Source organism: Sphingomonas sp. R-74633 (genome assembly GCF_013416555.1).
Classification (GTDB): domain Bacteria; phylum Pseudomonadota; class Alphaproteobacteria; order Sphingomonadales; family Sphingomonadaceae; genus Sphingomonas.
Genome location: NZ_JACCFG010000003.1, coordinates 1 through 26,707 on the forward strand (window position 1 = coordinate 1; position 26,707 = coordinate 26,707).

Below are 26,707 nucleotides of genomic sequence, written 5' to 3' on the forward strand. Positions count from 1 at the left end.
CCGACAAGCGCGTCGAGCTGCTCACCCCGCTCGCCAAGGCGCATGGCACCGATCTCGGCAACGAAGTCGCCAGCCTCGGCGTCCAGGTCCATGGCGGCATGGGCTATATCGAGGAGACCGGCGCCGCCCAGCATTTCCGCGACGCGCGGATCACGCCGATTTATGAGGGCACCAACGGCATTCAGGCTGCCGATCTGGTCGGGCGCAAGCTCAGCATGGACAATGGCGGCACGCTGTTGGGGCTGCTCAGCGAGATGCGCGAGGATGCCGAGGATACCGGCCTGCTCAACCTGATCGACGCCTGCGAGGAAGTCGCGCGCAACCTGCTGACCAGCGAAATGGATGACCGGCTCGCTGCCAGCTATCCGTTCCTGACGATGCTCTCGACGGCAGTCTGCGGCTGGCTGATGGAAGCCTCGGGCCGCGCCGCTGCGCGCAGCGAGGGTGACCCGGCCTTCCTCAAGATGAAGCAGGCAGCCGCCCGTTTTTATGTCGAGCAGATCGTCCCCGAGGCAATGGGGCTCAAGCCTGCCGCGATGGCAAAGGCGGAAATGCTCTACGCGATCGATGCCGAGGGCTTCGCCGCGTAGAGCCTTCCCCCTTTAACTCATTTGCCCACCGGCCCCGAGGTTGTGGTCGGGGACGGCGTAGGCGTATTCTTCGGCACCGGCACCCGGTCGCTGATCGCCCACATCGAATCGACCTTGAGCAGTCCGTTGAAGATCGGATTGCTCTGTTGATAGATGTCGAGCGCGCCTGGCCCCGGCTTGGCAAGATAGCTCGAATTGCCGTTCGGCGCCGCGGCGCGGTGATGGCAATTCATGCAGTTGGTGCGGATCGGGTGATCGGCCGCCAGCTCGATATAGGGGTTGTAGGCGACCGGCCAGGTCGTCCCCCTGGGCACCGCCGGAAAGCCATAGGTCGAGGTCATCAGATAATGGCGCCACGGCCCGGGCGCCTGGCCGGCCGGGATGTTCGGCCGGTTGGCGGCATAAGGCCCCTGATCGGGCTTGTCGTGCCACCAGACCGACTGGAAGGTCCAGGCGCCCTGCTCCTTGGTGATCATGTGCATCGCGATCATCACCAGTTGGTCGCCCGGCTGGAACATCCGGCCATAGGCCCAATAGGCAGAGGCATCGAGGATCGCGCGGTCACACGCGTCCATCGTCGCGAGGTTGGGCTCGTAATGGTAGAACTGCTCCGTCCCGACCACCTGCGGCCTCTGATAGGTGTTCGGCCCGATCGGCGTGCCGCCCATGGTGACGCCGTGCAGGAAGCTTACCGAGGCGGGGATGACCTGTGCCTGCGGCGTGGCCGTCACCGCGACGGCGCGCGGCCACATTTTCTGGATCTCGTAGCCGGCATATTGGCCAGCGTCCGACGCCTGGTCGTCCCAGACCGGCAGCGCCGAGAAACCACCCCTGGGCACCGGCCACATCATCGGCTTGAGCACGATCGACTGAGGCGGCATCGCCGGGATATCGGCCTGAGCCGACCCCTTGGGCAGCATCCCCTGCAAGGTGGCGGTCTGGTAGAGACCCTTGCCGCGAATCCAGTCGAACGCCGCCTGGTTGTAGGTGACGCCGGCGACCATGATGTCGCCATTGTTCTCGAAGGTCGGGCCATCGGCCAGCGCAGCGCTGGCGCCGCTGCCCTGGATGCACTGCGTTTTCGCATAGCGCTTCACCACTTCGGCAGGCAGCGGATATTGCGGCGCCACCGGAAAGTTGATCGGATCGCTGCCATTGAGGAATTTGCGCTGCCGCATCGGCAGTGTCGGCGGGCCGGCGAGCATGCCGCCGATCAGCTTGGTGCCGTCTTCCGCCGTGATCGCCGCGCTGGCCGACGGGCTCGGGCTCGGGCTCGGGCTGGGCGTGTTGCCGGCAAAGGCCTGGGTGGAGGTGCACCAGCTGCGCCACACCGGCTCGCCGGCACCGCTGTTGAGCGCCGCCCAGAGATACCAGCCATGCGTGCGCGCGCGTGCCTGATCGCCTGCGGCCACCCATTTCTCGATCGTGCCGGGCGGTTGCGGATAATCGAAATTGGCCGGGATCGGTGCAGGATTGACGCAGACCTGCGGTGCGCCGCCCGCGGCGGTGCCCGGCTCAGGTTGCTTTTCGGTGCAGGCGACAATTCCAGCAAGCAAAACCGCTGCGGGAAGCAGCAACAGCGCCGGATTATTCAGGCGCGCGTCCAGTATAGACATGGCATCCCCCTGACTTTGGATGCCATGCAACATACGCGCTTGCGGGAAATGTCTTGCAGGCTATTGGCGCCGAATTGGTTTAACCTGAAGCAATAGCTACAGGAAAACCCCGAACCGCCGCGCCGCTTTAAAACGATCAGTGACTGCGGTTGCCGCCCGGATCGGCGCGGAAGCCGTTATCGGCACCGGCGACGCAGCGCTCGTCCTCGGGGTTCTTCTTGCAGAGCTTGCGCAGTTCCTTGCCCTCGCGAGCTTCCTTCTCGCGCATCTTGCGGCCGTAATTGCGATCGGACTCGTCCTGGCTGGTCGTCGCCCAGTCCGCTGCCTGCGCGCCGGCCTTCACCGGGAGCGTAGCAACATCGACGATCGTCTTGGCGATGCAGCCACCGCTGAGCAGCGGCAGCGCCGCAACGATCGGAACCAGAAACTTGCGCATAAAAACCTTAGCCCCCCGCGCGCCCGTGCGACCCCGCTGCCGCATCCCGCGCTTCTACCCCAATATAGGGGAAATCGGTGAAGAAACCGTCCACGCCAAGTCCGATGAAATACTCGATTTCTTCTTTGATGCGACCATGTTCGGCCGGATTTGCGCCGGAACGGTAGCTGGGCAGGAGGAAGAAGTTCTCCGCGCGAAACGTCCAGGGGTGAAGTTTCAGGCCGGCGGCGTGCGCATCGGCGATCAGCGTCGTCGCAGGACCCGAAGCCGGCTGGATCATCGTCAGTTCGGGACCGATCCCATAGGCATAGGTGGCGACCGCCTTCAGCCCCTCCGGCGTGATCATCGCCTTGTAGCTCGGCTGCGCGCCGTCAGCCGGGCCGCCGGCGCCCGCCATCAGCTGGATCAGGCGGACCTTGGTCATCGTCCTGAGCTTCTTGAGGTTGTTCACTTCGAACGACTGGATGAATACCGGCGCATCGGCGCGATCCCAGCCCGCCGCCTTGAGCTTGTCGACCAGCCGCTGCTCGACCGGCAGCCCGATCGAAGCGAAATAGGTCGGATGCTTGGTCTCGGGATAAATGCCGATCGTGCGGCCGGTTTCCTTCGACGCCTTCTTGGCGAGCGCGATCACTTCGTCGAGCGTCGGGATCTCGGCCTGGCCGTCGAACTTGGTGTTCTCGGGTCGCAGCTTGGGAAGGCGCTCCCTGGCGCGCAGCGTCTTGAGCTCGGCGAGGGTGAAATCCTCGGTGAACCAGCCGGTCATCGTCTCGCCATCGATCGTCTTGGTCGCCTTGCGAGCAGCGAACTCGGGGTGGTTCGCGACGTCGGTGGTCTCGGTGATGTTATTTTCGTGCCGGGCGACCAGCACACCGTCCTTGGTCGGCACCAGATCGGGCTCGATGAAATCGGCACCCTGTTCGATCGCGCGAGTATAGGAGAGCAGCGTGTGTTCGGGGCGCTCGCCCGAGGCGCCGCGATGCGCGATGACGATGACCTTGTCCGTGTGCATGGCATGACCTTGCCCCAGTGCCACGCCCGGCACCATCAGCATCAACGCGGCAATCAACGATCTCGTCACGAAACTCTCCCTTCGTTACGGGGTTGGGCCTAAACCCGGCTTGTGACGGTTGCGAGGCGATATGGCGGATAACGACAGCGTGCTTGCGGCGGCCCGCGCCTGGAAGGGCGAACGACTGGCGCTGGCCACCGTCGTCTCGACCTGGGGGTCTGCACCGCGGCCGCGCGGCAGCCATATGATCGTCCACGAAGACGGGCGGTTCGAGGGATCAGTCTCCGGCGGTTGCGTCGAGACCGACATATTGCAGACCGCCGCAGAAGTGATCGCCGGCGCGCCCGCGACAGTGAAGCAATATGGCGTCGCCGATCCCGCGGCGTGGGAGGTCGGCCTCCCCTGTGGCGGGGAGATCTCGGTCCTGGTCCAGCCGGTATCGGATCGCGGCTTTCCCGCCGCGCTGTTCGACGCAATCGACGCGGCACGCGCCTGCGGCCATTACCTCGATATCGACACCGACCTCGCCACCGGCCGTTCCGGAACCGGGCCGGGGGAGTTTCTCAACCGCTACGATCCGCCACGCCGGCTGCTGATCATCGGCGCGGTGCAGATCGCCCAGACGCTCGCCGGGCTGGCGCGCGAACTGGGCATCGCAACAACAATCATCGATCCGCGCGGGAGATTTTTGACGCCCGAGCGTTTCCCCGGAGTGACGCTCGACGACAGATGGCCCGACGAGGCCGTGACCGCCCTGCAGCCAGATCCCGCCACGGCCGTGGTGACGCTCAGTCACGATCCCAAGATCGACGATGCCGCGCTCGCCGCGGCACTGCGCTTCCGCACCGGCTATGTGGCCGCGCTCGGCTCGCGCAAGAGCCACGCGGCCAGGCTGGAGCGGCTTGCTGCGCTGGGATTTTCCGAGGCCGACGTCGCCAGGATCGAAGGCCCTGCCGGGCTCGCCATCGGCGCGATCGGCCCCGCCGAGATCGCGCTTTCCATCGCCGCAGCCATGGTGAAGAAATTTCATGCTCAAGCCTGATCAGGTCGCCCTCATCCTGCTCGCCGCGGGCCGCTCGCACCGGTTCAACGATGGCGACAAGCTTGCCGAGCCCTTCCTCGACAAGCCGCTCGCCTATCATGTGGTAACGGCGCTCTCGCACGTACCCTTTGCCGCCAGGATCGCCGTGGTATCGGACACCGAACTCGACTTCGCCGCGCTCGGTTATGACGTAGTCGAGAACCCCGATCCTTCGCTCGGCCAGGCGCGCTCGCTCTGCTTCGGCGTATCGCGCGCGCAAGAACTCGGCGCCGAAGCGGTGCTGGTCGCGCTTGCCGACATGCCCCGCGTCACCGCCGCGCATATCCGCCGGATGATGGACGCCGCCGACGGTGCTGCGACGATCGTCGCTTCGTCCGACGGGGTGAGCCCGATGCCGCCGGCGCTGTTCGGCAGGGACGTGTTTCCCGAACTGCTCAAGCTCGAAGGCGATCACGGCGCGCGCGACCTGATCCGGCGTGGCCACCATGTCATCGCCCCGCCCGCCGAGCTCGTCGACATCGACACGCAGGACGACCTGCGCGAACTGCGCGAGCTCTATGGCTTGCGAACCGACGGGCTGCCCGAACAGCCGCCCGCGCTCATTCGTGACGCAGCGCGTCGATCGGATTGAGGCTCGCCGCGCGCCGCGCCGGGAAATAGCCGAACACCACGCCGATGATTGCCGAGATCGCAAAGGCGATCACGTTGATCTGGATGTCGAACAGGAAGGGCAAGGAGCCCAGCCACGACATCAGCGCCACGGCCATCTGTGCCAATAGCAGCCCGATCACGCCGCCCAGCATCGATAGCACCACGGCCTCGACCAGGAACTGCATCAGCACCTCGGCGGCGACGGCGCCGATGGCGAGGCGGATGCCGATCTCGCGCGTCCGCTCGGTGACTGACACCAGCATGATGTTCATGATGCCGATGCCGCCCACGACCAGGCTGATTCCAGCCACCGCGGCGACGATCTGGGTGAGCAACGTCGTCGTACCGGTCAATGTCGCGCTGATTTGCGCCGTGTCGAAGATGTTGAAATCATCGTCCTTGCCGCCGGTGATGTTGCGGCGCTGGCGCAGCAGGTCGGTGATCGACGCCTGGACCTGCGCGCTGTCATAGTCGGGATCGGTACCGACCAGCATCAGGCGAATGTCGCGCGTGCCGGTGAAACGGCGCTGGACCTGCTTGATCGGCATGATGATCACATCGTCCTGGTCGCCGCCAAAGCCCGCCTGGCCGCGCGTGGAGACGATGCCGATCACGTCGCACGATACACCGTTGACGCGGATCCGGTCGCCCACTGCCGCGCCGCCATGGAACAGGTTGGTGCGGATCGTGTTGCCGATGATGCAGACGGCCTTGCCGGCTTGCTCCTCGGTGTTGTTCCAGTAACGCCCCTCGACCAGCGGCCAGGGCTGGACCTTGAAATAGTCGTTGGTGGTGCCGTTGATCGTCGTTGACCAGTTGGCGCCGTTATAGATCACCGTCGCGGTACTTTGCGCCTGGGGCGCGACCGCAGTGACGCCGGTGATTTGCCGGCGGATCGCAGTGACATCGTCTTCCTTGAAGTCGGGCGGGCGCGGGCCGCCGCCGCCGCGGCCGAAGCCCTGGCCCGGGCGGATCTGCAGGATGTTGGTGCCGAGTGCAGAGATCTGCTGCTGCACCGCGGCCGTTGTCGCCTTGCCGAGCGTGACCATGGTGACCACCGCCGCGACGCCAATGATAATGCCGAGCGCGGTCAGGATCGAGCGCAGCTTGTGGCGCAGGATCGATCGGATCGCGAGGATGAAGGTAGTGCCGAACATTATTGGGTCACGACCTCGCCCTGGTGGTGGTTCGCCTCGATCCGCTCGACCAGCCCGTCCTTGAAATGGATGATAGTACGCGCGAACGCGGCCATGTCGGGCTCGTGCGTGACCATCAGCACGGTGATGTTGCTCGTCTTGTTGAGATCGGTGAGCAGCTCCATGATCTCCACCGAACGCTCGGAGTCGAGGTTGCCCGTCGGCTCGTCGGCAAGCAGCACATCGGGATTGGTGACGATCGCGCGGGCGATCGCAACGCGCTGCTGCTGGCCGCCCGAAAGCTCGCCGGGGGTATGATCCCACCAGTCCTTGAGCCCAACCTTGTCGAGCGCGGCCATCGCCGCCTCGCGCCGTTCCTTCTTTGGATCGCCGCGATAGAGCAGAGGCAGCTCGACATTCTCGAGCGCCGAGGTGCGCGCGAGCAGGTTGAAGCCCTGGAAGACGAAGCCAAGATATTTGCGCCGGAGCAGCGCGCGCTGATCGCGGCCAAGCTTTTCGACATGCACGCCCTTGAACCGGAACTCGCCGCCGCTCGGCACATCGAGGCAGCCGAGGATGTTCATCGTCGTCGACTTGCCCGATCCCGACGGGCCCATCACCGCGACGAAATCGCCGGCGCTGATGTCGAGGTCGATGCCCTTCAGCGCCTGGAAAGCGGTCGCGCCTTCGCCATAGGTCTTGATGACCTTGCGGAGCTGGATCAGCGGCGCGCCGCCCTTGCTGCGCCCATCACTGGCCGCCACGCTGACCTCCCGAACCACCGCCCGAGCTGCCGCCCTGGCCGCCCGAGCGGCGCTGACCGCTGCCCGAGCGCCGCTGGCCGGAGCTGTTGCCCGCAAGCTGGCCGGTGATCACCTTGGCGCCGGGCTTGAGATCGCCGCCGGTGACTTCGGTCACGGTACCGTCCGTATCGCCGGTGGTGACTGCGACGGGCTGCGGCTTGCCCTCTGCATCGAGGACATAGATCTGCTGCTTGCCCGTGCCCGCGGCACCGCCCGCCTGCTTGTCCGCGCCGCCAGCGCTGCGCCGGCTGGGTCGACGCGGGACCAGCGCCCCGGCGATACCGCTGCCCGAACTGCTGGCGCTGGCAGACGGCGTTGCCGGCGTGAAGCGCAGCGCGGCATTGGGCACCAGCAGCACATTCGGCTTGGACTTGGTGATGATCTCCGCCGTCGCGGTCATGCCCGGGCGCAGCTGCTGGTCGGCATTGGCTACACTCAGCACCGCTGCATAGGAGACGACCTGCGCACTGGTGGTGCTCGTCGTCGTGCTGCTGCTCGACGAGGTCGATGCGGTCAGGTTCGAGCCGAGATCGACGCGGGTGATCGTCGCCGGGAAGGTCTTGCCCGGGAATGCGTCAACGGTGAAGCTGGCGAGCTGGCCTTCCTTGACCGAGCCGACATCGGCCTCGTCGATCGCGACCTGCAGTTCCATCGCGCTCAGATCCTCGGCGATGACGAACAGGGTCGGCGTGTTGAACGAGGCGGCGACCGTCTGGCCCTCGTCGATCTGGCGGACGAGCACCACGCCGTTCACCGGCGCGCGGATCACCGCCTTGTAGCGCTGCGTCTCGTTCGAGGAGAGCGCGGCGCGCTGCGACACGACATTGGCCTGCGCCGAGCGGACGCCGGCGACGGCACGCTGCACATCGGCGCGGGCCGTTTCCATTTCAACCTTGGCAGGCACCTTGCCGCCGGACAGCCGGCTGACTTCCTCCAGACGCGCCAGGTTTGCCTGCGCCTGGGCAAGCGTCGCCTGGTTCTGCGCGACCGTGGCGATCGCAGCGTTGAGCGTCGCCTTGCTCTGGGTGATCGCGTCATCGAGGCGCGAGGTATCGAGCACTGCCAGCGGCTGGCCCTTCACCACCCGGTCGTTCACATCGACCATCACCTTCTCGACCAGGCCCGAAAGCTCCGAACCCACCTGCACCTGGTTGGTCGGGGCGAGCTTGCCGGTGGCGGAAACCGTCACGGTCAGGTTGCCACGCTGGGCTTCCTCGGTCGCATATCTGGTCTCGGTGCTGGTGCCGAAGAAGCGCCAGCCGAGCAGGATCACCAGCAGCGCGCCAAGTCCGATCAGGCCCCATTTTAGCCAGCGCCGCCACCACGGACGCGGCGGAGTGCCCAGAAAGCTGTCGAGGTTCTGGTTGGGATCAGTTGCCATTGGCGGTGCTGCCTGTCGTGGGAGCGGTGGGGGTCTTGCTCGCGTCCCAGCCGCCGCCCAGCGCCTGGTAGAGCTGGATCAGCGCGGTCGCCTCGTCCGAATGCGAGGAAACGAGCCCGTTGCGCGCAGTGATGAGCGAGGCCTCGGCCTGGTTGAGCGTCGTGAAATCGGTGAGGCCCGAGCGATATTGCATCCGGGCAAGCAGCGCCTGGTTGGTCGATGCCTCGAACGCGATGGCGAACTGCTTCTCGCGCGCCTGCGCCGTCTGCAGCGCGACGATCGCGTTCTCGATATCCTCAAGGCTGGTCAGCACCGTCGACTTGTAGGCGAGGAAGGCGCCGTCCGCCGCAGCCTCGGACGAACGGACCTGGCTCGCGCGGCGGCCGCCGTCGAAGATCGTCTGGGCGATGTTGGCGAACAGCCGCCCGGTGATCGTGTCGAGGATCGAGGTGAGCGCGCTTGAACCCGAATCGATGCTGCCGCCGATCGACAGTGCGGGATAGAGCTGCGCAGTGGCGACGCCGATATTGGCGGTGGCGGCAGCGAGATTGCGCTCGGCCGCGCGCACATCAGGCCTCTGGCGCAGCGCATCGGCGGGGATGCCAGCGGCGACTTCCGCCGGCCCCTTGGGGATCGGCTTCACCGCTGCCATCTCGGCCTTGAGCGCGCCCGGCGCCTGGCCGGTGAGCACGGCAAGCCGCGACACATAGGAGTTGTAGTTCGCCTCGAGCGACGGAATCGCCGCAGCGATCTGGGCGTTGTTGGCGCGCGCCTGTTCCTGGTCGAGCGACGAGACGAGTCCCGCCTGCACGCGCCAGCCGGCGATCTCGAGATTGTCGTTGGAAATGCCCAGGCTGTCATGCGCATTGGCGATCTGCGCCTGTGCGACGCGGGCCAGCACATAGTTACGCGCCGTCTCGGCTTCGACCGAGATCAGCACCGCGGCATAGTCATAGCCGCTCGCCTCATAGCCCGCCCGCGCGCTCTCGACGCCGCGGCGCACCCCGCCGAACAAATCGACCTGGTAGCTGGCATCCGCGCCGAGCGAGAAGCTGGTGCTGCCGCCCTGTGAGAAGCTGGTCACCGTGCCGTCGGGCAGCGTCGTGGTGCTGGTGCCGCCGCGCAGCGGCTCGCTGTGCGATATGCCGCCCGATGCGCTGAGGCTGGGGAACAGGTCGGCACGCTGCTGGACGAGCGACTCGCGTGCCTGGCGGAGCCGGACGACGGCCTGTGCCACGTCGAGGTTCGTCGCCTGCGCACGCTGCACCAGGCTGGCGAGCATCGGATCGTCGAACCGCGTCCACCACTGGCTCAGGTCTTCCTGCGCCTTCTGGTCTGCCGGAACCGACCAGGCATCGGGCACGCCAAGCTCGGCGGCGGCGCGCGGATGATAGTCCGGGCCCACCGAACAGGCGGCTAGCGGCAGCATGAGCGCGAAGCTCAGGGTTAGCGGACGGTTGGCCATGGCCCTCTAGATGTTTCGTGGACCGTTTCAGTTCCAGTATATTATTGTCGCAATATGTCTCGACGCGCACGAAAGTGCGGATCGGAGCGCTGCCGGAACGGATTTGTCGCTTGGCGAGCGCGCCTTGCTTGGGCAGAGAGGCGCCAATCAGCGAGGAGCCCGAAGCGATGAGCGATAGTGTCAGCGTCTACCCCGTGCCGGAAAACTGGGCACGCAACGCTCGGGTGGATGCTGAAGGCTATGAGAAGCTTTATGGCCGCAGCCTGGCCGATCCGGGCACCTTCTGGCTCGAACAGTCGCGCCGGCTCGACTGGATCAAGCGCCCCGAGATCGCCGGCGACTGGTCGTTCGACGAGAGCGACTTCCGGATCAACTGGTTCGCCGACGGCAAGCTCAACGTCTCTGCCAACTGCATCGACCGCCACCTCGCCAAGCGCGGGGATGCAGTCGCGATCATCTGGGAGCCCGACGCGCCGGAGGAGGAGCCGAAGCACTTCACCTATCGCCAGCTCCATGCCGAAGTCTGCCGCTTCGCTAATGTGCTGAAGGCGCAGGGTGTCCGGAAGGGCGACCGCGTCACGATCTACATGCCGATGATTCCCGAGGCCGCCTTCGCGCTGCTCGCCTGCGCGCGGATCGGCGCGATCCACTCAGTGGTGTTCGGCGGCTTCTCGCCCGAAGCACTGGCCGGCCGCATCACCGATTGCGACTCCTCGGTCGTCATCACCGCCGACGAGGGCCGGCGCGGCGGCAAGAAGGTTCCGCTCAAGACCAATGTCGATGCGGCTGCCAAGCATGTTGCCTGCCTCGAAAAGGTGATCGTGGTGAAGGCCACCGGCGGCGATGTGCCGATGCAGGAGGGCCGCGACCTCTGGTATCACGAGGCAGCCGCCGAGGTTCCCGCCGAATGCCCGGTCGAGCCGATGGGCGCAGAGGACCCGCTGTTCATCCTCTATACCTCGGGATCGACCGGCAAGCCCAAGGGCGTGCTCCATAGCTCGGGCGGCTATCTGCTCTGGGCGAGCATGACGCACGAGCTCGTTTTCGACTACCGCCCCGGCCAGGTCTATTGGTGTGCGGCGGACATCGGCTGGGTCACCGGGCACAGCTATATCGTTTACGGCCCGCTGGCGAACGGCGGCACCACGCTGATGTTCGAAGGCGTGCCCAACTGGCCCGATGCCAGCCGAATCTGGCAGGTGGTCGACCGCCACCAGGTAGAGATCCTCTACACCGCACCGACCGCGCTGCGCGCACTGATGCGCGAGGGCGACCAATATGTGACGAGCACCTCGCGCAAGTCGCTCAAGCTGCTCGGCAGCGTCGGCGAGCCGATCAACCCCGAGGCCTGGCGCTGGTATTACGACATTGTCGGCGAGGGCCGCTGCCCGATCGTCGATACCTGGTGGCAGACCGAGACCGGCGGGCAGATGATCACCCCGCTGCCCGGCGCCATCGCGCTCAAGCCCGGCTCGGCGACCAAGCCCTTCCCCGGCGTCGATCCGCAGATCGTCGATGCCGACGGCAACATCCTCCACGGCGCGACCGAAGGAAATCTGGTCATCGCCCGCAGCTGGCCCGGCCAGATGCGCACCGTCTGGGGCGATCACGAGCGTTTCTTCCAGACCTATTTCAGCACCTATCGCGGCAAGTATTTCACCGGCGACGGCTGCCGCCGCGACGCGGACGGCTATTACTGGATCACCGGCCGGGTCGACGACGTGATCAACGTCTCGGGCCACCGCATGGGCACCGCCGAAGTCGAGAGCGCGCTGGTGCTCCATCCCAAGGTGGCCGAGGCCGCGGTCGTCGGCATGCCGCACGACATCAAGGGCCAGGGCATCTATGCCTATGTCACCCTCAACGCGAACTGCGTGGCCGACGATGCGCTGCGCGCCGAGCTGATCAAATGGGTCCGCACCGAGATCGGCCCGATCGCGACGCCCGACGCGCTGCAGTTCGCGCCCGGCCTGCCCAAGACCCGCTCGGGCAAGATCATGCGCCGCATCCTGCGCAAGATCGCCGAGGGCGACGTCTCGTCGCTGGGCGACACTTCGACGCTCGCCGACCCGTCGGTGGTCGACGATCTCGTCAGGAACCGCGTGGGATGAGCGAGGATCGCATCCGCGTGATCGAGGGGGACATCACCGCCCTCGCCGTGGATGCGATCGTCAATGCCGCGAACAATTCGCTGCTCGGCGGCGGCGGGGTGGATGGCGCGATCCACCGCGCCGCCGGCCCCGAGCTGCTCGCCGAGTGCCGCACGCTCGGCGGCTGCGCGACCGGGAACGCCAAGCTTACGCGCGGCTACCGCCTGCCCGCATCCCATGTGATCCACACCGTCGGCCCGGTCTGGCAAGGCGGCCGGCACAGCGAACCCGAACTGCTCGCCAGCTGCTATCGCCGCTGCTTCGAGATCGCCCGGGCCAATGGCTTTCGCACCCTCGCCTTCCCGGCGATCAGCTGCGGCGTCTATGGCTATCCGATTGACGCAGCGACGCGGATCGCCGTCGCAGAGACACGCAAGGCGCTGGCCGAGGATCCCGATCTGCAGGTTATCTTCGCCACGTTCGGCGCGGAAATCACTGCGGCATACAGACACGAATTGTAACGCGAATCCCGTTGCGGGCGTTACTACCCGGCGTTACACCCGGCTAATACAGTCACCCGGGGGAATCCTATGAAAATGAGTGTTTTGGTCCGTCTCGCCGCTGGCGTGGCGCTGGTCGCGGTTTCGCCGGCGATCGCGCAGACCGCCAAGCAGGCGCCGAAATATGGCAGCTTCGGCATCGACCTGACGTCGCAAAAGCCGAGCGTGAAGCCGGGCGACGACTTCTGGATGTACGCCAATGGCGGCTGGAACGACCGCGTCGAGATCGCCGCCGATCGCACGTCGGCCGGCTTCGGCACCCAGCTCTCGGTCGAGGCCGAAGCGAATGTCCGCGCCATCCTCGACGACATGGCGAAGAACCCGGCGGCGTACGGCGCCAGCGGCAAGCAGGTCGGCGACTTTTACGCCAGCTGGATGGACCAGGCCGGCATCGAGGCGCTCGGCACCGCGCCGCTCAAGCCCTATCTCGCCAGGATCGCCGGAGTGAACAACCTCGACGCGTTGCAGGTGCTGTTCGCCAGCGTCGGCTATGCCTCGCCGGTCGAGCTGGGCGTGATCCCCGACCTCGCCGACCCGACGCACTATACCGCGGTCACCGGCCAGGGCGGCCTCGGCATGCCGCGCGACTATTACCTGCTCGAAGGCGCCAAGTACGACGCCTTCCGCACCGCGTATCGCGCCTATGTCCAGAAGATCCAGGAACTGGCCGGCATCCCCGATGCCGCGGCCAAGGCCGATGCGATCGTCGCGCTCGAAACCGCGATGGCCAAGGTCCAGTGGTCGCCTGCCGAGAGCCGCGACATCGCCAAGCTCAACGACCCGCAGACGCTTGCGGGCCTGAAGGCCAAGGCACCCGAGTTCAACTGGGCGCTGATGCTCAAGACCGCCGGTCTCGAGAGCTCGCCCAAGGTGCTGATGACGCAGAATACTGCCGTCACCGCGCTCGGCAAGCTGATGGTCGCCACCCCGCTCCAGGGCTGGAAGGACTATCTCGCCTATCGCTTCGTCAGCGATCATGCGCAGTTCCTGCCCAAGGCCTTCGACGACACCCGCTTCGCCTTTTATTCGCAGACGCTGTCGGGCGTGAAGGTGCAGCGCGAGCGCTGGAAGCGCGGCGTGCAGATGGTCAACGGCGCGCTCGGTGAAGCCGTCGGCGCGGCCTATGTCGCCAAATATTATCCGCCCGCGTCCGAGAAGCAGATGGCCGAGCTGATCGAGAATCTGCGCTCCTCCTATCAGGAGCGGATCGGCGCCTCGACCTGGATGGATGACGCGACCAAGAAGGCCGCGCTCGCCAAGCTCGCCGCCTTCGAGCCGCGCATCGGCCACCCGGACAAATATATCGACTATTCGTCGTTCAAGGTCGTCCGCGGCGACCTGCTCGGCAATGCGATGCGTTCGGGCGAGTTCGAGCAGAAGCTCCAGCTCGAACGCTTCCCCAAGCCGGTCGATCGCACCCTGTGGGACATGACCCCGCAGACGGTGAACGCATACTACAACCCGCTGGCCAACCAGATCACCTTCCCGGCCGCGATCCTGCAGCCGCCCTTCTTCGATCCCAACGCCGATCCGGCGGTGAACTATGGCGCAATCGGCGCGATCATCGGCCACGAAATGGGGCACGGGTTCGACGACCAGGGCAGCATGTTCGGCCCGACCGGCAAGTTCGAGAATTGGTGGACCGACAGCGCCAAGAAGGCGTTCGGCGAGCGCACCTCGGCGCTCTCGACGCAATATGACGGCTATGAGGCCGTTCCCGGCACCAAGGTGCAGGGCAAGCTGACGCTCGGCGAGAATATCGGCGATCTCGGCGGCGTCGAGGCAGCCTATGGCGCGTTCCAGAAGTACCAGGCCGAGCACGGCAAGGCGCCAGTGATCAACGGCCTGACCGGCGACCAGCGCTTCTTCCTCGCTTATGCCCAGGCCTGGCAGACCAAGGTGCGCGAGGATGCCGCCCGCCAGTATGCGCTGACCGATCCGCACTCGCCGGCCAAGTTCCGCGTCAACGGCATCGTCCGCAATGTCGATGCCTGGTACAAGGCGTTCAACATCCAGCCGGGCGACGCACTCTATCTCGCGCCCGAGCAGCGCGTGCACATCTGGTAAGCCTTCAGGCCCACCAGAACGAAACGGCCCGGCAGCGATGCCGGGCCGTTTTGCTGCCGGGGGTCAGGCGTTCAGGCCGCCATCGACAGCGAGCATCGAGCCGGTGATGAAGCGCGCCGACGGGCTGGCGAGGAACATCACCGCCGCGGCGATATCCTCGACCGTGCCGTAGCGGCCAAGCGCCGTGAAGCTGCGCAGCCCGTCCGAATGTTCGCCATTGGCCGGGTTCATGTCGGTGTCGATCGGGCCCGGCTGGACCAGGTTCACCGTGATGTCGCGCGCGCCCAAATCACGGGCCAGGCCGCGATTGAAGGCGAGCAGCGCCGACTTGGTCATCGAATAGAGCGTCGATCCCGGCGCGAACACGCGCTCGGCAAGGCACGAGCCGATCGTGATGATCCGGCCGCCCTCGGGCAGATGCGGCATCGCCGCGCCCGAGGCGATCACCGCCGAGCGCACATTGACGTTGAGCAGCGCATCGATGTCGGCGAGGTTGAGATCATCGACATTGCTGTAGCGCGCGATGCCGGCATTGTTGACCAGGATGTCGAGCCCGCCGAGCCCCGCCACCGCTTCCGCCACCGAACGCTTGATCGCCTCGGGATCGGCGCTGTCGGCCTGGATAGCCAGCGCGCGCCGGCCCTTGGCCTCGATTGCCTTGACCAGTTCGGCGGCGCGATCGGCCGAGCGCTCATAGGTGATGGCGACGTCGGCGCCCTTGTCCGCCAGCGCCAGCGCGATCCCGGCGCCGATGCCCCGCGCCGCACCCGTTACCAGAGCGCGCTTTCCCGTCAGTTCCAACATGATCAATCCTTTTTCTGTAGTGATCGTTACAATATTAGCTGGGGATGTTGTCGCAGGACGTCAAGGGAATTATATAGCGATCGATGCAAAATTCTGACTCACCCGTTGGAGCCCAGGAAGCTACCCCTCGCGGTAGGGGCCGCCCGCGCGCCTTTGATCGCGAGGCCGCGCTGGCGCGCGCCACCCGGCTGTTCTGGCAAAAGGGATATGAGGCGACGTCGATCGCCGATCTGACCGAGGCGATGGGCATCGGCGCACCCAGCCTCTATGCCGCGTTCGGATCGAAGGAAGCGCTCTATCTCGAAGCGCTGCGCCACTATGGCGAGAATTACGACGCGCTGGTGTGGGACGGGTTTCGCGCTGCCACGACAGCGCGCGAGGCGGTTTTCGCCTATCTGCTCGATTCAGCGGCGGCGCTGACCGGCTCGCTCGCCGACAATCCGCTCGGCTGCATGGTGACGCTGGCTTCGGCCGGGAGCGACGGCGCATCGGCGCTGAGCGAAACGATGCGCGCGGCGCGCCGGACGGGATATGAGCGGCTCGAGGCGCGGCTGGCGCAGGCCGTGTCCGAGGGCGAGCTGCCGGCTTCGGCCGATATCCAGGCGCTCGCCCGCTTCGCACAGACGATGCAGAGCGGCATGTCGATCCTCGCCCGTGACGGCGCCGGCCGCGCCGAACTCGAGGAAGCCGCGCGTATCGCGATGCTGGGCTGGGATGCGCGCGTCGCTGGCTGAGACCGCGATGCGATTGCATTTCATGCAATCGACTACCGGTGTCATTGCAGTTGCAGAAACCGCAACCCTCGCCCATTTGCGTCTATGTTGCATTGCAGCAAACACGCAATGAGGGTTTCCCGATGTTTTCGCTTATCTCGCTCTATCTCGCCGCGCGCCGCCCGGTGACGCTGCCGGTTGCAGCTCCTGTCGCAGTCCAGGCCGACGAGCCGGTCGAGCTGCGCCTCGCCGCCTGATCGGCAACATCAGAGGGCGCTGCCTGATCCGGCGGCCACCTGACACAAAAAGGGGGAGCGGCGACGCTCCCCCTTTTCGTTTTTGCGATTGCGCGACGCTTACTTCACACCGTGCATCCAGTATTTCAGCGGCCAGCTCAGCAGGAGCAGCAGCACGCCGAGAATGATCGCCGCGATCGAGATCGTGGTGAACACATCAACATAGGCCTGAAGGCTGACCTTGAGGTTGACCACCTGGCCACCAACCGTGTCGACGCTGGCGAACTGCGCGATCACGCCGGCGAAATACTGCGCCACCGAGATCGACAGGAACCACACGCCCATCATCAGGCCGACCACGCGCGCGATCGACAGCTTTGTGATCATGCTGAGGCCCACCGGCGAGATGCAAAGCTCGGCGAACGAGTGGATGAAATAGAGACCCGCCAGCCACCACAGGCCGACCTGGAAGTTCGAATCGGCATAGCTTGAGCCCCAGACGAGCAGCAGGAAGCCTGCCGCCACGCCGATCAGTGCAATGCCGAACTTCACCGGGATCGAAGGCTCGAGCCCGCGCCGCGCCAGCGCGGTCCACATCATCGACATGAACGGCGCGAGCAGCACGATGAACGCAGCGTTGAAGAACTGGGTCTGCCCCGCGGTGATCGTGAACCAGCCGAATACCGACAGGTTGGTGTTACGATCGGCGAACAGCGTGAGCGACGAGCCCGCCTGCTCGAACAGCGTCCAGAACACGACGTTGAAGACGATGAGCACCATTGCCGCCAGCATCATCTGGAATTCGGTCTTGCTGCCTGCGACAAACGACCAGACCAGGATTGCCGGCACGCCGAGCAGGAACGAGCCAAACAGCAGCTTGCCCATCAGCGGCAGCGAAGCGACATAGCCGATAAAGCCCGAACCCTCGGCCGGTGCGGCCGAGTGCATCAGGTTGACATAGAGCAGGTAGAAGAGCGGCACGACGCACAGCGCCGCCGCATAGATGATCCATTGCTGGCGCTGCACGCCGGGCTTGGCCGGCGGCTCGCCATAGCCGTCGAGCTTGCCGCCGTTGAACTGGATCAGCGCCCAGGAAATCATCATGCCGATCGCGGCAAGGCCGAAGCCCCAGCTCCAGCCATAAGCGACGGCCAGCCAGGGGCAGAGGATCTGCGAGAAAAGCGATCCGGTGTTGATGCCCATGTAGAAGATGGTGAAACCGCTGTCGCGGCGCCGGTCGCCTTGCTCATAGAGCTCGCCGACCATGGTCGAGATGTTCGGCTTGAAGAAGCCGTTGCCCACCGAGACCATCGACAGCGCAATCAGCATCACCATCACATAGAGCGCGCTGCGGTCCGCCCCGGATTCGAAGCTGCCCTTGGCGACCTTGCGCTCGGACACACCCGCGTTGAGCAGGTCGACGCTGCCGTCGTCATTGCCCTTGATCTCAAGCTTCTTCGCGCCGTCGACGACGTAGCGGACTTCCTTGCCTTCGGCGTTCTTCGCGATCGACACTTCATAGCGCTGGCCGTCGATCGTCGCGTGCGGCGTCGCGGTCGGGCCGCCGAAACAGAGGATGGCATAGCCGAGCGACATGATGATCGCGCCGAACTTCACTGCGCGCTTCGAACCCAGATACTGGTCGGCCAGATAGCCGCCCACCAGCGGGGTCAAATAGACTAGGGCCGTGAACCCGCCATAGATGCCCGTCGCCTCGCGATCGCCGAACATGAAGTGCTGGGTAAGATACAGCGTGAGCAGCGCGCGCATGCCGTAATAGCCGAAGCGCTCCCACATCTCGGTGGTGAACAGGCGCGCCAGCTGGCGGGGATGCCCGAACCACGTCGCTTCCCTGGCGGGATTGACGTGGGTGATGTCCGGCTCTGCCGGACTATCGGCGGTTGGAGTGTCGACCATGCGGTTATTGCCCTTTGATATCGGTATCCGGGCTCAGGCCCGGCGCATGGGCGGCCAAACTATAGGGAATGAAGCCGCTGTAAAGCATGCGCGATTTTGGCCGGGTCCGATCACGCTGCGCACAAAAGCGCGTTGGCGCGGCCGCCGCGGCTCCCTAGATGACCCGTCATGACTTTGAACGACACTTCCAGCCTGCTCGCCCATCTCCGGACTCGCCGATCGGGCAAGCCCCGCGACATGGCCGGCCCCGGCCCCGGCCCCGAACAGCTGGAGGCGATGCTCGAGATCGCCGCGCGCACCCCCGATCATGGCAAGCTCTTCCCCTGGCGCTTCGTCACGGTGCCCGACGCGGCGCGCGCCGCGCTGGGCGACAAGCTCGCTGCGATATTGCGCAGCGAAAAGCAGGACTGCACTGCGCGCGACGAGGAAGCCGCGATCCAGTTCGCCACCCAGGCACCGGCTTTGGTGGTCGTGCTTTCCGCGCCGGTGGTGCCGCACAAGATCCCGGTCTGGGAGCAGGAGCTTTCGGCCGGCGCGGTCTGCATGAACCTGCTCCACGCCGCGCACGCGATGGGCTTCACTGGCGCGTGGATCACGGGCTGGGCCGCCTATTCGGACGCAGTGCGCGACCTGTTCGGCGATGCGTCGCAGAAGATCGCGGGATTCGTCTTCATCGGCACACCGGCTTTGCCATTGGAAGAGCGTCCCAGGCCGGCACTGTCCGAAATCGCACAGGAATGGAATCCGGGGTATGGACCCCAAGCCTAATTGGTGTATTATAGCAGCATGACAGCGCTAGAGCACGAGGACAGCCCGGTCTACCTCAAGCTGCGCGCCAGCATCGCTGCGGCGATCCTGCGCGGGCAATACCGGGCAGGGGATCAGCTTCCGTCGGTGCGTGCGCTGGCCGCCGAACATGGCGCCAACCCGCTGACGGTCGCCAAGGCCTATCAGAGCTTCCAGGACGATGGCTATGTCGAGGTCCGCCGCGGCGTTGGCATGTTCGTGCTGCCGGGCGCAGTGGAGAAGCTGCGCATCGCCGAGCGCGATCGCTTCCTCAAGGGCTATTGGCCGCGCGTGAAGGAGCATATCGCGCTGCTCGGCCTCGACGTCCACGAACTGCTCGACCGCGAAACGGCCTAATCCGATGACGGCGGCCGACGAAACGCTCGCCGTACCGGAGAAGACGAGCTGGGCGCGCACGGCGCTCGCCTGGGGCCTGTTGTTCGCCGGCGTCTTCGCCTTTCAGAGCGTGGCGGCCAAGCCCTTCTACATTCCGTCCAGCTCGATGATGCCGGCGCTGCTCAAGGGCGACCGGCTGGTCGTCTCCAAATATCCCTATGGCTGGTCCTATGCCTCGCTCTCGATCCATGGCAGCGAGGTCATCCCCGGCCGCCTGTTTGGCAAGCTGCCCGAACGCGGCGACATCGTCACGGTGGCGCGGCGCGGGGACGGGTCGGACCTGATCAAGCGGGTAATCGGCCTGCCGGGCGACACGATCGCAGTCAGCCACGGCGTGGTGATCCTCAACGGCACGCCGGTGCCGCGCGTGGCTGCGGGGCCGGCAATGATCGCAGTGGACGCCAATGTTCCCTGTGACGAGCCCATGCTGCTCCCCTTCCGCAAGCCGGGGCCCGATGGCCGGCTCTACTGCCAACTTCCGCGGTTCAAGGAGACGCTTCCGAACGGAACGAGCTACTTCGTTCTCGACCTGGGCGATACGTATCTGCCCGGCGGTTATATCTCCCCGCGGGACAACTTCGCTCCGGTCCGCGTTCCGGAGGGACAAGTCTTCCTGATGGGCGACAATCGCGACCAGTCGGCCGACAGCCGCTTCTCGCTCGAGGAGAACGGCCTGGGCGGCCCGGTGCCGGTCGAAAGCCTGGGCGGACGCGCCGAGCTGATCACGCACAGCTATACCGGCGAAGGATCGTGGCTGAACCCGTTCGCCTATTTCACCTCGCTGCGCGGTCATCGTGCCGGCAAATCGCTGCGCCCCGAGCACCGCTGATGCTGATCATCACCGGCACCTTCCGCCTTGCGGCGGACAATCTCGATTCGGCGCGGCCGGCGATGGCGGCGATGGTCCAGGCGAGCCGGCTCGAGGCGGGGTGCCTCCACTATAGCTATGGCGAGGATGTGCTCGAGCCCGGGCTGATTCACGTCACCGAACATTGGCAGGACCGTGCCTCTCTCGAAGCGCACTGGGCCGCCGCGCATATCAAGGCGTGGCGCGCGGCCTGGCCCGAGCTGGGCATCGGCGGGCGCGACCTGACGCTGTTCGAGGCGGATTCGGGAACGCCGGCCTAGCCATGGCGAAGGCGGACGAGATTCTGATCCCGCTGCGCATCACCATCGAGCAGCCGGTCATCGGCGTGCGCCACAGCCTGCAGGCCAAGGACGATCTGCCGCTCGATCCCAAGGCCTCGCACGCTGGCGAGGCGCTCAGCTTCGACTTTCAGGTGCGTGTTGCGCCGGGGCCCAAATTCTTCGGCGACCAGGTGCGCCGCGAAGGGCCCGAACGGCGCTTCGTCTATATTCGCATCGGCCAGGCGGCGGGCGATGCCGGCTCGCCCTGGTCGCGCCGGATGAAGATCGACATCCACGACATCGATGCCGCACTGCTCGACCGTGCAGCCCAAGGCGGTGGCATCATCGAAACCACGATCAACGGCACCGGCAAGGACGGCACGCCCGCTTGCGCCACCATAAGGCCGACCGGGCGGCGCCTCGTCGCGGGCTAGGCCCAGCCGCCCAATATCTCCGCCACGGCGCGCAGCACCTGCGGCTTCATCTGGACGAACAAATGGCTGCTGCGCACTTCGACCGCGCGGCAGGCGGCGCCCTCGGCCTCGCGGCAGATCAGGCCGTTCACGAACCCGTCGCTGCGGCTCCAGATCGCCGCGGACGGCATCGGCAGCGGTCGCGCCGCTTCCTCCAGCCGGCCTACGACGACCGGATCGGTGATCTTCTCGCCGGTGAGCAGCTGGAACGGGCGCCACACATTCGTCGCGCTGGGCGGCCCGGCAAAGGGCGAGCTGACGGTCAGCACGCCGCGCACCAGATCGGGCCGGCGATGCGCGACGATGCGGCTCATGATTCCGCCCAGCGACACGCCGATCAGCGTGACCTGCTCACCGGTCTCGGCATGGATCTCCTCGACCCGTGCGATCAGCTTCTCGCATTCGGGGCCGACGGTGCGGACGCCGAAATTGCGGCCGAGCTGCCACGGATAAGGCCGGTAGCCAAGTCGCTTGAGCATGGTGCGGAGCACGAAGTTCGAGCGATCGGTGTTGCCAAGGCCCGGCGAAACCAGCACCGGGCGGCCGTCGCCACGCGGCAGGCCGGCGAGACGGAAGCGGGTAAGTTGCGCCACGGTGATCGCGGCGCGCGCGCCTTCGAGTGCGAAGGCTAGCCTTGGCGGCGGCTCGGCGGCGGTCTTTGGGATCATAGCCACAGCATCACGCCCCAGGTCATCGGCGTCCAGATCCCCATCGGCACCCCCGCCTTGCGCAGGCCCCGGCCCGTCCATTCATTACAGGTGGTGAGCGCGCTATAGCCGCCCTTGGCCGAGTAGAAGGCGTCGCGCGCGCCATAGCCGCGCACCACTGGCCCGGCGGCAACAGTGCCGCGGACATGGTCGACCAGCCGGCGATATTCCTCGGGCCGCAGCAGCAGCGTGCGCACCGACCCGCCGGCCCGCGGCTCAGGCACATGCGCAACGTGCAGCACCGTCGACCCCGCGCCGACCAGCGCCTTGCCCACGCGCCACGCATTGACGTCGGTCCATTTGGCGGTGTGCAGGTAGAAGTCACGATTGCCCCAGCCAAAGGCGAGATACGGCTCGGCGCCATAGCGCGGATCGGCGAGATGCTCGGGCCGCGCAAAGTCGCGAAAGGCGTCGACGGGCAGGATCAGGTCGGTGTGCACGCCATTGTCGGCGACATAGATGCGTACGCCCTCCGTCGGCGGCTCGCGCCCGCTATTGGTAGCGAGTCCCGCGCCCAACCCCGCGGCGGCGAGGTACAGCACCACCATCAGCACCAGCCCCCCAAGCATCCGTTTGATCAGCCGCAAACCCGCCCCCATTTCGCACCTGCACCATCGCATGCTATGCCATATTCATGGCTCAAGACACGCATGTGCTCGATCGCCCGCCGGAGGGCGCATCGGCTGACTGGACGATACCGCAGGACTGGCAGGCTTATACTGCCGAAGAACACGCAACCTGGGACAAGCTCTACGCCCGTCAGGCGAAGCTGCTGCCGGGCCGCGCGAGCAAGGCCTATCTGAAGGGCCTCGACGCGTTGCGCCTCTCCGACTCGGGCATTCCGAATTTCGAGGAGCTTTCCGAGCGGCTGATGAAGCTGACCGGCTGGCAGGTCGTCGCGGTGCCCGGGCTGGTGCCCGATGACGTGTTCTTCGATCATATGGCCAATCGCCGCTTCGTCGCCGGCAATTTCATCCGCCGGCCCGACCAGCTCGATTACATCCAGGAGCCGGACGTCTTCCACGACGTGTTCGGCCATGTGCCGATGCTCGCCGATCCGGTGTTCGCCGACTACCTCGCTGCCTATGGCCGCGGCGGCAACCGCGCGCTCGAACTCGGCGCGCTCAAGCAGCTCGGCCGGCTCTACTGGTACACGGTCGAGTTCGGGCTGATCCGCGAGGACGACGATCTGCGCATCTATGGCGCGGGCATCGTCTCGTCCTCGGCCGAAAGCCATTTCGCGCTGGAGAGCGATAGCCCCAACCGCATCGGCTTCGACATGAAGCGGGTGATGCAGACCGATTACCGGATCGACGATTTCCAGCAGAATTATTTCGTCATCCCCAGCTACGAGGAACTGCTGCGCCAGACGGTCGAAACCGACTTCGCACCGCTCTATGACGAGATCATCGGCAAACCGGACATCCCGATCGCCGAGATTCTGCCGGGCGATGACGTGATCACCCACGGCACGCAGGAATATGCGAAGAGCAAGGCGGCCTGAGCTTGAGCCCCTCCCTTAGGGAGGGGAACATGTTCACCAGCTGCCGAATCCCGGCGCTTCACCCTTGCCCCGGCTCAGCCGCGTCACCCGCTCGGTGCCGTAGCGCACGCGCTTGGTCAGCGTCAGCGTCGGCCAGTCGCCGCGGTCGGTGCGATCGACCAGGCGGAGGCCCTGGCGGCGATAGGCCTGCGCGACCGCTTCGGCCTGACCCTTGAGCAGCCCGGCGAGGATCAGCGTGCCGCCTTCGGCCAGTACCACGCCCAGGCTGGGCGCCAGCTCGATCAGCGGGCCGGCCAGGATATTGGCGATCACCAGGTCATAGGGCGCGCGGCCGATCAGCAGCGGATGTTCGACGCCCGCCGCCGCGGCCAGCGCCAGCGCGCCCTGCCCGCCGCCCAGCTTGATGCCGTTGAGCTCGGCATTATCGCCGGTGACGTCCACCGCACGCGCATCGATGTCCGATGCCGTCGCATAAGCGCGCGGCCAGAGATGGAGCGCGGCGAAGGCGAGAAGCCCGGTGCCGGTGCCGACATCGATGATATTCTCGAAGCGCTTGCCCTCGGCCTTGAGCCGATCGAGCGCGAGCAGGCAGCCCGAGGTCGTCTCGTGCGTGCCGGTGCCAAAGGCGAGGCCGGCATCGATCCGGAAGGCGGTGGCACCGGCGGGCACCTTGCCCTTGTTGGTGCCGGTATGGATATAGAAGCGGCCGGCATGGACCGGCTCGATCCCGGCCTGGCTCAGCGTCACCCAGTCGGCGTCGCGGATCTTCTCCGCGACCGCCTTCACGCCCTTCGAGCTCGGCGCGAGCGCCTGCACCGCAGCGAGCGCGGCGCTGTTCGGCTTGCTCTCGAAATAGGCCTCGAGCTGCCAGCGCAGCGGATCGTCCGCGACCAGCTCGCTGGTGAGCAGCACCGGCGAAGGTTCGATCTCGAACACCACGCTGTCATCGGCATCGATCGCTTCCGCCTCGGCACGGGTGCACGGGAGGGTCAGTTTCCAGCTGCTCATCGAACGTAACTCGCACCATTTATGTCGAGCACCGCCCCGGTCATCGAGGGTGGCGCATTGAGGGCACAGAAGCGGGCGAGCACCGCCACTTCGTCGGTATCGGCCACCCGGCCCAGCGGGATGTCGGCGAGCAGTTTCTCGCCACCGCGGCTGGCGAGATAATCCTCGGCCATGCCGGTCATCGTGAAGCCGGGGCAGATCGCGAAGGCGAGGATTCCATTGCGCGCATAGCCGCGCGCGATGCTCTTGGTCATGCCGACCATGCCTGCCTTGGAGGCGGCATAATGCCAGTGCGCAGGCGAGTCGCCGCGATAGGCCGCCCTGCTCGCCATGTTGACGATGCGGCCGGGGCGCCCCTCGGCCTGCCAGTGGCAGATGGCGAGGCGGCAGAGCTCGGCGGACGCGGTGAGGTTCACCCGCATCGTCCGCTCCCAATTCGCCACCCAATCCTCATGATCGATGTCGAGCGGATTGCTGTCGAAGATGCCGGCATTGTTGATGACCACGTCGATGCGGCCATCCAGCGCGTCGAGCGCCTTGTTCCACAGCGCCTTGGGCGCCTGCGGATCGGCGAAGTCGGCGGGGATGCCGCTCTTCGTGCCCTGTCCGATCAGGCGGACGTCATCATTCTTGAAGCTCTCGGCGATCGCGGCGCCAATGCCGCGGCTCGCGCCGGTGAGGAGGATATGGGTGGCCATGCCGCCAGCCCTAGCGCCTCACCCGGTTTCCGTCATCCCCGCGCAGGCGGGGATCCAGAGACATGGTGCTGTCCGTAGACCCTGGATTCCTGCCTGCGCGGAGATGACGAAGCTCTTAGGCGGCGACGCTGCTCGAGAAGCTGTCCGCCGCGGCGCGGAGCTTGTGGAGACGGTCGTCGACTTCCGCAACATCCTTTTGGAGGGTGTCGATCTCGTGCGTCACCGATTTGGTGTCCTCGCGGATCGCGCCGATCGTGGCGGACATCGAGTCGGCGGCGAGCGCGGTCTCGTCGACCGCCGCGGTGATCGCCGTCACCGTCTGCGCCTGGACTTCCATGGCGCTGCGGATGCGGTTCGCGCTTTCCTGGACCTCGGTCACCGTCGAGCGGATCGAGGCGTTGGTCTCCACCGTGCCCTTGGTCGCCGATTGGATTGCGGCGATCTTCGACGCGATGTCGTCGGTCGCGCGGGCGGTCTGGCTGGCCAGGCTCTTCACTTCCTGCGCGACCACTGCGAAGCCGCGGCCGGCATCACCGGCACGGGCAGCCTCGATCGTTGCGTTGAGCGCGAGGAGGTTGGTCTGGCCGGCAATGTCACGGATCAGGCCGAGGATCGATTCGATCGACTTGGCGTGGTCGCTCAGCGCCTCGCTCATGCCGACGGCCTCGCTGGCCTGGCTGGAGGCGCGCGTTGCGATATCCGCCGCAGTCTCGACTTCCATACGGGCGTCTTCGATCGCGCGGATCAGGCCAGCTGCGGTCTGCGCGGCTTCACGCATCGCGACGGCCGACTGTTCGGCTGCCGCAGCGACTTCCGAAGCCTTGCCCAGCATGCCGCGCGCCGAGCCCGAAGCGCCCTGCGCCTGCACCCGGATGCGATTGGCGAGGCCGGTGGCCCCTTCGATCGATTCGGCGATGCTCGCCTTGAACTGTGCCGAGCGATCGCGACGCGCCTCGTCTGCGTACGCGGCATCGCGCGCGCCGAGATGGCCGGCCATCAGATCGGCCTCCGCCATCGCCATGCGCTGGACGACATCGCACAGCCGGCCGAGCTTCTCGCCATCGTTGGGCAACGCCTCGCCCAGCGCGCGCATCGTCGCGCTATGCGCGAAGGAAAAGGCGGCGACCACTGCCGGCAGCGGGATGCCCGCACCATAGGTCTGCGCGGCATAGCCGCACACCATCTCCACCCATTCCTCGCTGAACGGCTTCTCGAACTTGAGCGTGCCATAGCGCGCGCCGTGGGCGACCTGCGCCTCATAGGCCTGCGGATCCTCGAGGATCTTGCGCATCGGCTGGCTCGCCGGCATCGCGCTGAAATGGCGCCAGAAGCCTTCGGCGATCTCGCGCTGGCGATGGCCGATCAGCGCGACGATGTCGCGGCAGCCGGCCTCGATTGCACCGTCCCAGTCATATTCGCGGCGATGGTCTTCCACCGTCCGCGTGCCGCCGCTCCAGCGGCCGGGTTCGCGCCTCGTAACCATCATGC

General features: G+C 66.2%; 27 protein-coding genes. 13 read left to right on the forward strand and 14 right to left on the reverse strand.

The genetic code is table 11. From position 1 onward, the window contains the following. On the forward strand, positions 1 to 590 hold a 590-nt coding region (locus HZY97_RS10100), incomplete at its 5' end, for an acyl-CoA dehydrogenase C-terminal domain-containing protein (RefSeq protein ID WP_180143214.1). A 17-nt stretch (positions 591 to 607) separates the two neighbouring features. Here HZY97_RS10100 and HZY97_RS10105 read toward each other — a convergent pair. The 3 genes from HZY97_RS10105 to HZY97_RS10115 form a co-directional block, all read right to left on the reverse strand. After that, the gene (locus HZY97_RS10105) at positions 608 to 2,206 is read right to left on the reverse strand and encodes a hypothetical protein (protein WP_180143216.1); all 1,599 of its coding nucleotides are present in this window, start codon (positions 2,204 to 2,206) and stop codon (positions 608 to 610) included. Between the two features lie 136 nt (positions 2,207 to 2,342). After that, complete coding sequence (locus tag HZY97_RS10110; protein ID WP_180143218.1) at positions 2,343 to 2,642, reverse strand: hypothetical protein; 300 nt, start codon at positions 2,640 to 2,642, stop codon at positions 2,343 to 2,345. Between the two features lie 7 nt (positions 2,643 to 2,649). Next, a complete protein-coding gene (locus HZY97_RS10115; protein WP_373684364.1) occupies positions 2,650 to 3,696 on the reverse strand; it encodes a glycerophosphodiester phosphodiesterase in 1,047 nt (348 codons plus the stop codon). 88 nt (positions 3,697 to 3,784) lie between these two features. Here HZY97_RS10115 and HZY97_RS10120 point away from each other — a divergent pair, with 88 nt between their 5' ends. Next, positions 3,785 to 4,696, forward strand: coding sequence for an XdhC family protein (locus HZY97_RS10120; RefSeq protein ID WP_180143220.1), 912 nt, complete (start codon positions 3,785 to 3,787; stop codon positions 4,694 to 4,696). After that, positions 4,683 to 5,327, forward strand: coding sequence for a nucleotidyltransferase family protein (locus HZY97_RS10125; protein WP_180143222.1), 645 nt, complete (start codon positions 4,683 to 4,685; stop codon positions 5,325 to 5,327). The genes HZY97_RS10120 and HZY97_RS10125 overlap by 14 nt, the downstream gene beginning before the upstream one ends. Here the strand turns inward: HZY97_RS10125 and HZY97_RS10130 are convergent. Genes HZY97_RS10130 through HZY97_RS10145 form a run of 4 tightly spaced genes read right to left on the reverse strand, consistent with a single transcriptional unit; the run spans position 5,296 to position 10,132 of the window. Further along, the gene (locus HZY97_RS10130; RefSeq protein WP_180143223.1) at positions 5,296 to 6,504 is read right to left on the reverse strand and encodes an ABC transporter permease; all 1,209 of its coding nucleotides are present in this window, start codon (positions 6,502 to 6,504) and stop codon (positions 5,296 to 5,298) included. The two genes, HZY97_RS10125 and HZY97_RS10130, sit on opposite strands and share 32 nt — an antisense overlap. Then, positions 6,504 to 7,247 carry an ABC transporter ATP-binding protein gene (locus tag HZY97_RS10135; protein ID WP_180143225.1) on the reverse strand — a complete coding sequence of 248 codons (744 nt, stop codon included), beginning with the start codon at positions 7,245 to 7,247 and terminating at the stop codon, positions 6,504 to 6,506. The genes HZY97_RS10130 and HZY97_RS10135 overlap by 1 nt, the downstream gene beginning before the upstream one ends. After that, complete coding sequence (locus tag HZY97_RS10140; protein ID WP_180143227.1) at positions 7,234 to 8,667, reverse strand: efflux RND transporter periplasmic adaptor subunit; 1,434 nt, start codon at positions 8,665 to 8,667, stop codon at positions 7,234 to 7,236. The genes HZY97_RS10135 and HZY97_RS10140 overlap by 14 nt, the downstream gene beginning before the upstream one ends. Further along, a complete protein-coding gene (locus tag HZY97_RS10145; RefSeq protein ID WP_180143229.1) occupies positions 8,657 to 10,132 on the reverse strand; it encodes an efflux transporter outer membrane subunit in 1,476 nt (491 codons plus the stop codon). The genes HZY97_RS10140 and HZY97_RS10145 overlap by 11 nt, the downstream gene beginning before the upstream one ends. A 167-nt stretch (positions 10,133 to 10,299) precedes the next feature. On the opposite strand from HZY97_RS10145, the gene acs reads away from it, so the two are divergent. The 3 genes from acs to HZY97_RS10160 all read left to right on the forward strand — a co-directional run bounded on the left by acs (position 10,300) and on the right by HZY97_RS10160 (position 14,849). Then, complete coding sequence (gene acs / locus HZY97_RS10150; RefSeq protein WP_180143231.1) at positions 10,300 to 12,243, forward strand: acetate--CoA ligase; 1,944 nt, start codon at positions 10,300 to 10,302, stop codon at positions 12,241 to 12,243. Continuing rightward, positions 12,240 to 12,743, forward strand: a complete 504-nt coding sequence (locus HZY97_RS10155; protein WP_180143233.1) for an O-acetyl-ADP-ribose deacetylase — start codon at positions 12,240 to 12,242, stop codon at positions 12,741 to 12,743. Before acs ends, HZY97_RS10155 begins: the two co-directional genes overlap by 4 nt. Before the next feature lie 75 nt (positions 12,744 to 12,818). Beyond that, positions 12,819 to 14,849, forward strand: coding sequence for a M13 family metallopeptidase (locus tag HZY97_RS10160; RefSeq protein WP_373684335.1), 2,031 nt, complete (start codon positions 12,819 to 12,821; stop codon positions 14,847 to 14,849). 63 nt (positions 14,850 to 14,912) lie between these two features. Here the strand turns inward: HZY97_RS10160 and HZY97_RS10165 are convergent, their stop codons facing one another. Beyond that, positions 14,913 to 15,653 carry a 3-oxoacyl-ACP reductase family protein gene (locus HZY97_RS10165; RefSeq protein ID WP_180143235.1) on the reverse strand — a complete coding sequence of 247 codons (741 nt, stop codon included), beginning with the start codon at positions 15,651 to 15,653 and terminating at the stop codon, positions 14,913 to 14,915. An 83-nt stretch (positions 15,654 to 15,736) separates the two neighbouring features. Between HZY97_RS10165 and HZY97_RS10170 the strand changes: the two genes are divergently transcribed. Next, positions 15,737 to 16,387, forward strand: a complete 651-nt coding sequence (locus HZY97_RS10170; RefSeq protein ID WP_180143236.1) for a TetR/AcrR family transcriptional regulator — start codon at positions 15,737 to 15,739, stop codon at positions 16,385 to 16,387. A gap of 335 nt (positions 16,388 to 16,722) precedes the next feature. Here HZY97_RS10170 and HZY97_RS10175 read toward each other — a convergent pair whose 3' ends face one another. Next, on the reverse strand, positions 16,723 to 18,519 hold the full coding sequence (locus HZY97_RS10175; protein ID WP_180143237.1) for a peptide MFS transporter: 1,797 nt from the start codon (positions 18,517 to 18,519) through the stop codon (positions 16,723 to 16,725). Positions 18,520 to 18,687: 168 nt separating this feature from the next. Here HZY97_RS10175 and HZY97_RS10180 point away from each other — a divergent pair, with 168 nt between their 5' ends. From HZY97_RS10180 to HZY97_RS10200, 5 genes are read left to right on the forward strand one after another with little or no spacing between them, the layout of a single operon-like run. Next, complete coding sequence (locus HZY97_RS10180; protein ID WP_180143238.1) at positions 18,688 to 19,287, forward strand: nitroreductase; 600 nt, start codon at positions 18,688 to 18,690, stop codon at positions 19,285 to 19,287. Positions 19,288 to 19,305: 18 nt separating this feature from the next. Beyond that, positions 19,306 to 19,662, forward strand: coding sequence for a GntR family transcriptional regulator (locus HZY97_RS10185; RefSeq protein WP_180143240.1), 357 nt, complete (start codon positions 19,306 to 19,308; stop codon positions 19,660 to 19,662). Positions 19,663 to 19,666: 4 nt separating this feature from the next. After that, positions 19,667 to 20,530, forward strand: a complete 864-nt coding sequence (gene lepB, locus HZY97_RS10190) for a signal peptidase I (RefSeq protein ID WP_180143242.1) — start codon at positions 19,667 to 19,669, stop codon at positions 20,528 to 20,530. Then, the gene (locus tag HZY97_RS10195; protein ID WP_180143244.1) at positions 20,530 to 20,829 is read left to right on the forward strand and encodes a putative quinol monooxygenase; all 300 of its coding nucleotides are present in this window, start codon (positions 20,530 to 20,532) and stop codon (positions 20,827 to 20,829) included. Before lepB ends, HZY97_RS10195 begins: the two co-directional genes overlap by 1 nt. Before the next feature lie 2 nt (positions 20,830 to 20,831). Continuing rightward, positions 20,832 to 21,263 (forward strand): DUF5990 family protein, encoded by a 432-nt coding sequence (locus tag HZY97_RS10200; RefSeq protein ID WP_180143246.1) that lies wholly within the window; start codon positions 20,832 to 20,834, stop codon positions 21,261 to 21,263. On the opposite strand, the gene HZY97_RS10205 is transcribed toward HZY97_RS10200, so the two are convergent. Both HZY97_RS10205 and HZY97_RS10210 read right to left on the reverse strand, forming a co-directional pair. Beyond that, on the reverse strand, positions 21,260 to 21,970 hold the full coding sequence (locus HZY97_RS10205; RefSeq protein ID WP_180143248.1) for an alpha/beta fold hydrolase: 711 nt from the start codon (positions 21,968 to 21,970) through the stop codon (positions 21,260 to 21,262). The genes HZY97_RS10200 and HZY97_RS10205 overlap by 4 nt on opposite strands. Continuing rightward, positions 21,967 to 22,596, reverse strand: coding sequence for a TIGR02117 family protein (locus HZY97_RS10210; RefSeq protein WP_257214998.1), 630 nt, complete (start codon positions 22,594 to 22,596; stop codon positions 21,967 to 21,969). Before HZY97_RS10210 ends, HZY97_RS10205 begins: the two co-directional genes overlap by 4 nt. 47 nt (positions 22,597 to 22,643) lie before the next feature. Here HZY97_RS10210 and phhA point away from each other — a divergent pair, with 47 nt between their 5' ends. After that, positions 22,644 to 23,513, forward strand: a complete 870-nt coding sequence (gene phhA / locus HZY97_RS10215; RefSeq protein WP_180143250.1) for a phenylalanine 4-monooxygenase — start codon at positions 22,644 to 22,646, stop codon at positions 23,511 to 23,513. Positions 23,514 to 23,546: 33 nt separating this feature from the next. Here the strand turns inward: phhA and HZY97_RS10220 are convergent, their stop codons facing one another. From HZY97_RS10220 to HZY97_RS10230, 3 genes are all read right to left on the reverse strand, one after another. Then, positions 23,547 to 24,521, reverse strand: coding sequence for a 50S ribosomal protein L11 methyltransferase (locus HZY97_RS10220; RefSeq protein ID WP_180143252.1), 975 nt, complete (start codon positions 24,519 to 24,521; stop codon positions 23,547 to 23,549). After that, positions 24,518 to 25,219, reverse strand: coding sequence for an SDR family NAD(P)-dependent oxidoreductase (locus HZY97_RS10225; RefSeq protein WP_180143254.1), 702 nt, complete (start codon positions 25,217 to 25,219; stop codon positions 24,518 to 24,520). The genes HZY97_RS10220 and HZY97_RS10225 overlap by 4 nt, the downstream gene beginning before the upstream one ends. Before the next feature lie 115 nt (positions 25,220 to 25,334). Then, positions 25,335 to 26,705, reverse strand: coding sequence for a methyl-accepting chemotaxis protein (locus HZY97_RS10230; protein ID WP_257214999.1), 1,371 nt, complete (start codon positions 26,703 to 26,705; stop codon positions 25,335 to 25,337). Positions 26,706 to 26,707: the final 2 nt, after the last annotated feature.

Coding starts and splice junctions, on each gene's coding strand:
- HZY97_RS10105 (WP_180143216.1), bottom strand. CDS start 2,206: ATGTCTATACTGGACGCGCGCCTGAATAATCCGGCGCTGTTGCTGCTT.
- HZY97_RS10110 (WP_180143218.1), bottom strand. CDS start 2,642: ATGCGCAAGTTTCTGGTTCCGATCGTTGCGGCGCTGCCGCTGCTCAGC.
- HZY97_RS10115 (WP_373684364.1), bottom strand. CDS start 3,696: ATGCTGATGGTGCCGGGCGTGGCACTGGGGCAAGGTCATGCCATGCAC.
- HZY97_RS10120 (WP_180143220.1), top strand. CDS start 3,785: ATGGCGGATAACGACAGCGTGCTTGCGGCGGCCCGCGCCTGGAAGGGC.
- HZY97_RS10125 (WP_180143222.1), top strand. CDS start 4,683: ATGCTCAAGCCTGATCAGGTCGCCCTCATCCTGCTCGCCGCGGGCCGC.
- HZY97_RS10130 (WP_180143223.1), bottom strand. CDS start 6,504: ATGTTCGGCACTACCTTCATCCTCGCGATCCGATCGATCCTGCGCCAC.
- HZY97_RS10140 (WP_180143227.1), bottom strand. CDS start 8,667: ATGGCAACTGATCCCAACCAGAACCTCGACAGCTTTCTGGGCACTCCG.
- HZY97_RS10145 (WP_180143229.1), bottom strand. CDS start 10,132: ATGGCCAACCGTCCGCTAACCCTGAGCTTCGCGCTCATGCTGCCGCTA.
- acs (WP_180143231.1), top strand. CDS start 10,300: ATGAGCGATAGTGTCAGCGTCTACCCCGTGCCGGAAAACTGGGCACGC.
- HZY97_RS10155 (WP_180143233.1), top strand. CDS start 12,240: ATGAGCGAGGATCGCATCCGCGTGATCGAGGGGGACATCACCGCCCTC.
- HZY97_RS10160 (WP_373684335.1), top strand. CDS start 12,819: ATGAGTGTTTTGGTCCGTCTCGCCGCTGGCGTGGCGCTGGTCGCGGTT.
- HZY97_RS10165 (WP_180143235.1), bottom strand. CDS start 15,653: ATGTTGGAACTGACGGGAAAGCGCGCTCTGGTAACGGGTGCGGCGCGG.
- HZY97_RS10170 (WP_180143236.1), top strand. CDS start 15,737: ATGCAAAATTCTGACTCACCCGTTGGAGCCCAGGAAGCTACCCCTCGC.
- HZY97_RS10175 (WP_180143237.1), bottom strand. CDS start 18,519: ATGGTCGACACTCCAACCGCCGATAGTCCGGCAGAGCCGGACATCACC.
- HZY97_RS10180 (WP_180143238.1), top strand. CDS start 18,688: ATGACTTTGAACGACACTTCCAGCCTGCTCGCCCATCTCCGGACTCGC.
- HZY97_RS10185 (WP_180143240.1), top strand. CDS start 19,306: ATGACAGCGCTAGAGCACGAGGACAGCCCGGTCTACCTCAAGCTGCGC.
- lepB (WP_180143242.1), top strand. CDS start 19,667: ATGACGGCGGCCGACGAAACGCTCGCCGTACCGGAGAAGACGAGCTGG.
- HZY97_RS10195 (WP_180143244.1), top strand. CDS start 20,530: ATGCTGATCATCACCGGCACCTTCCGCCTTGCGGCGGACAATCTCGAT.
- HZY97_RS10200 (WP_180143246.1), top strand. CDS start 20,832: ATGGCGAAGGCGGACGAGATTCTGATCCCGCTGCGCATCACCATCGAG.
- HZY97_RS10205 (WP_180143248.1), bottom strand. CDS start 21,970: ATGATCCCAAAGACCGCCGCCGAGCCGCCGCCAAGGCTAGCCTTCGCA.
- phhA (WP_180143250.1), top strand. CDS start 22,644: ATGGCTCAAGACACGCATGTGCTCGATCGCCCGCCGGAGGGCGCATCG.
- HZY97_RS10220 (WP_180143252.1), bottom strand. CDS start 24,521: ATGAGCAGCTGGAAACTGACCCTCCCGTGCACCCGTGCCGAGGCGGAA.
- HZY97_RS10225 (WP_180143254.1), bottom strand. CDS start 25,219: ATGGCCACCCATATCCTCCTCACCGGCGCGAGCCGCGGCATTGGCGCC.
- HZY97_RS10230 (WP_257214999.1), bottom strand. CDS start 26,705: ATGATGGTTACGAGGCGCGAACCCGGCCGCTGGAGCGGCGGCACGCGG.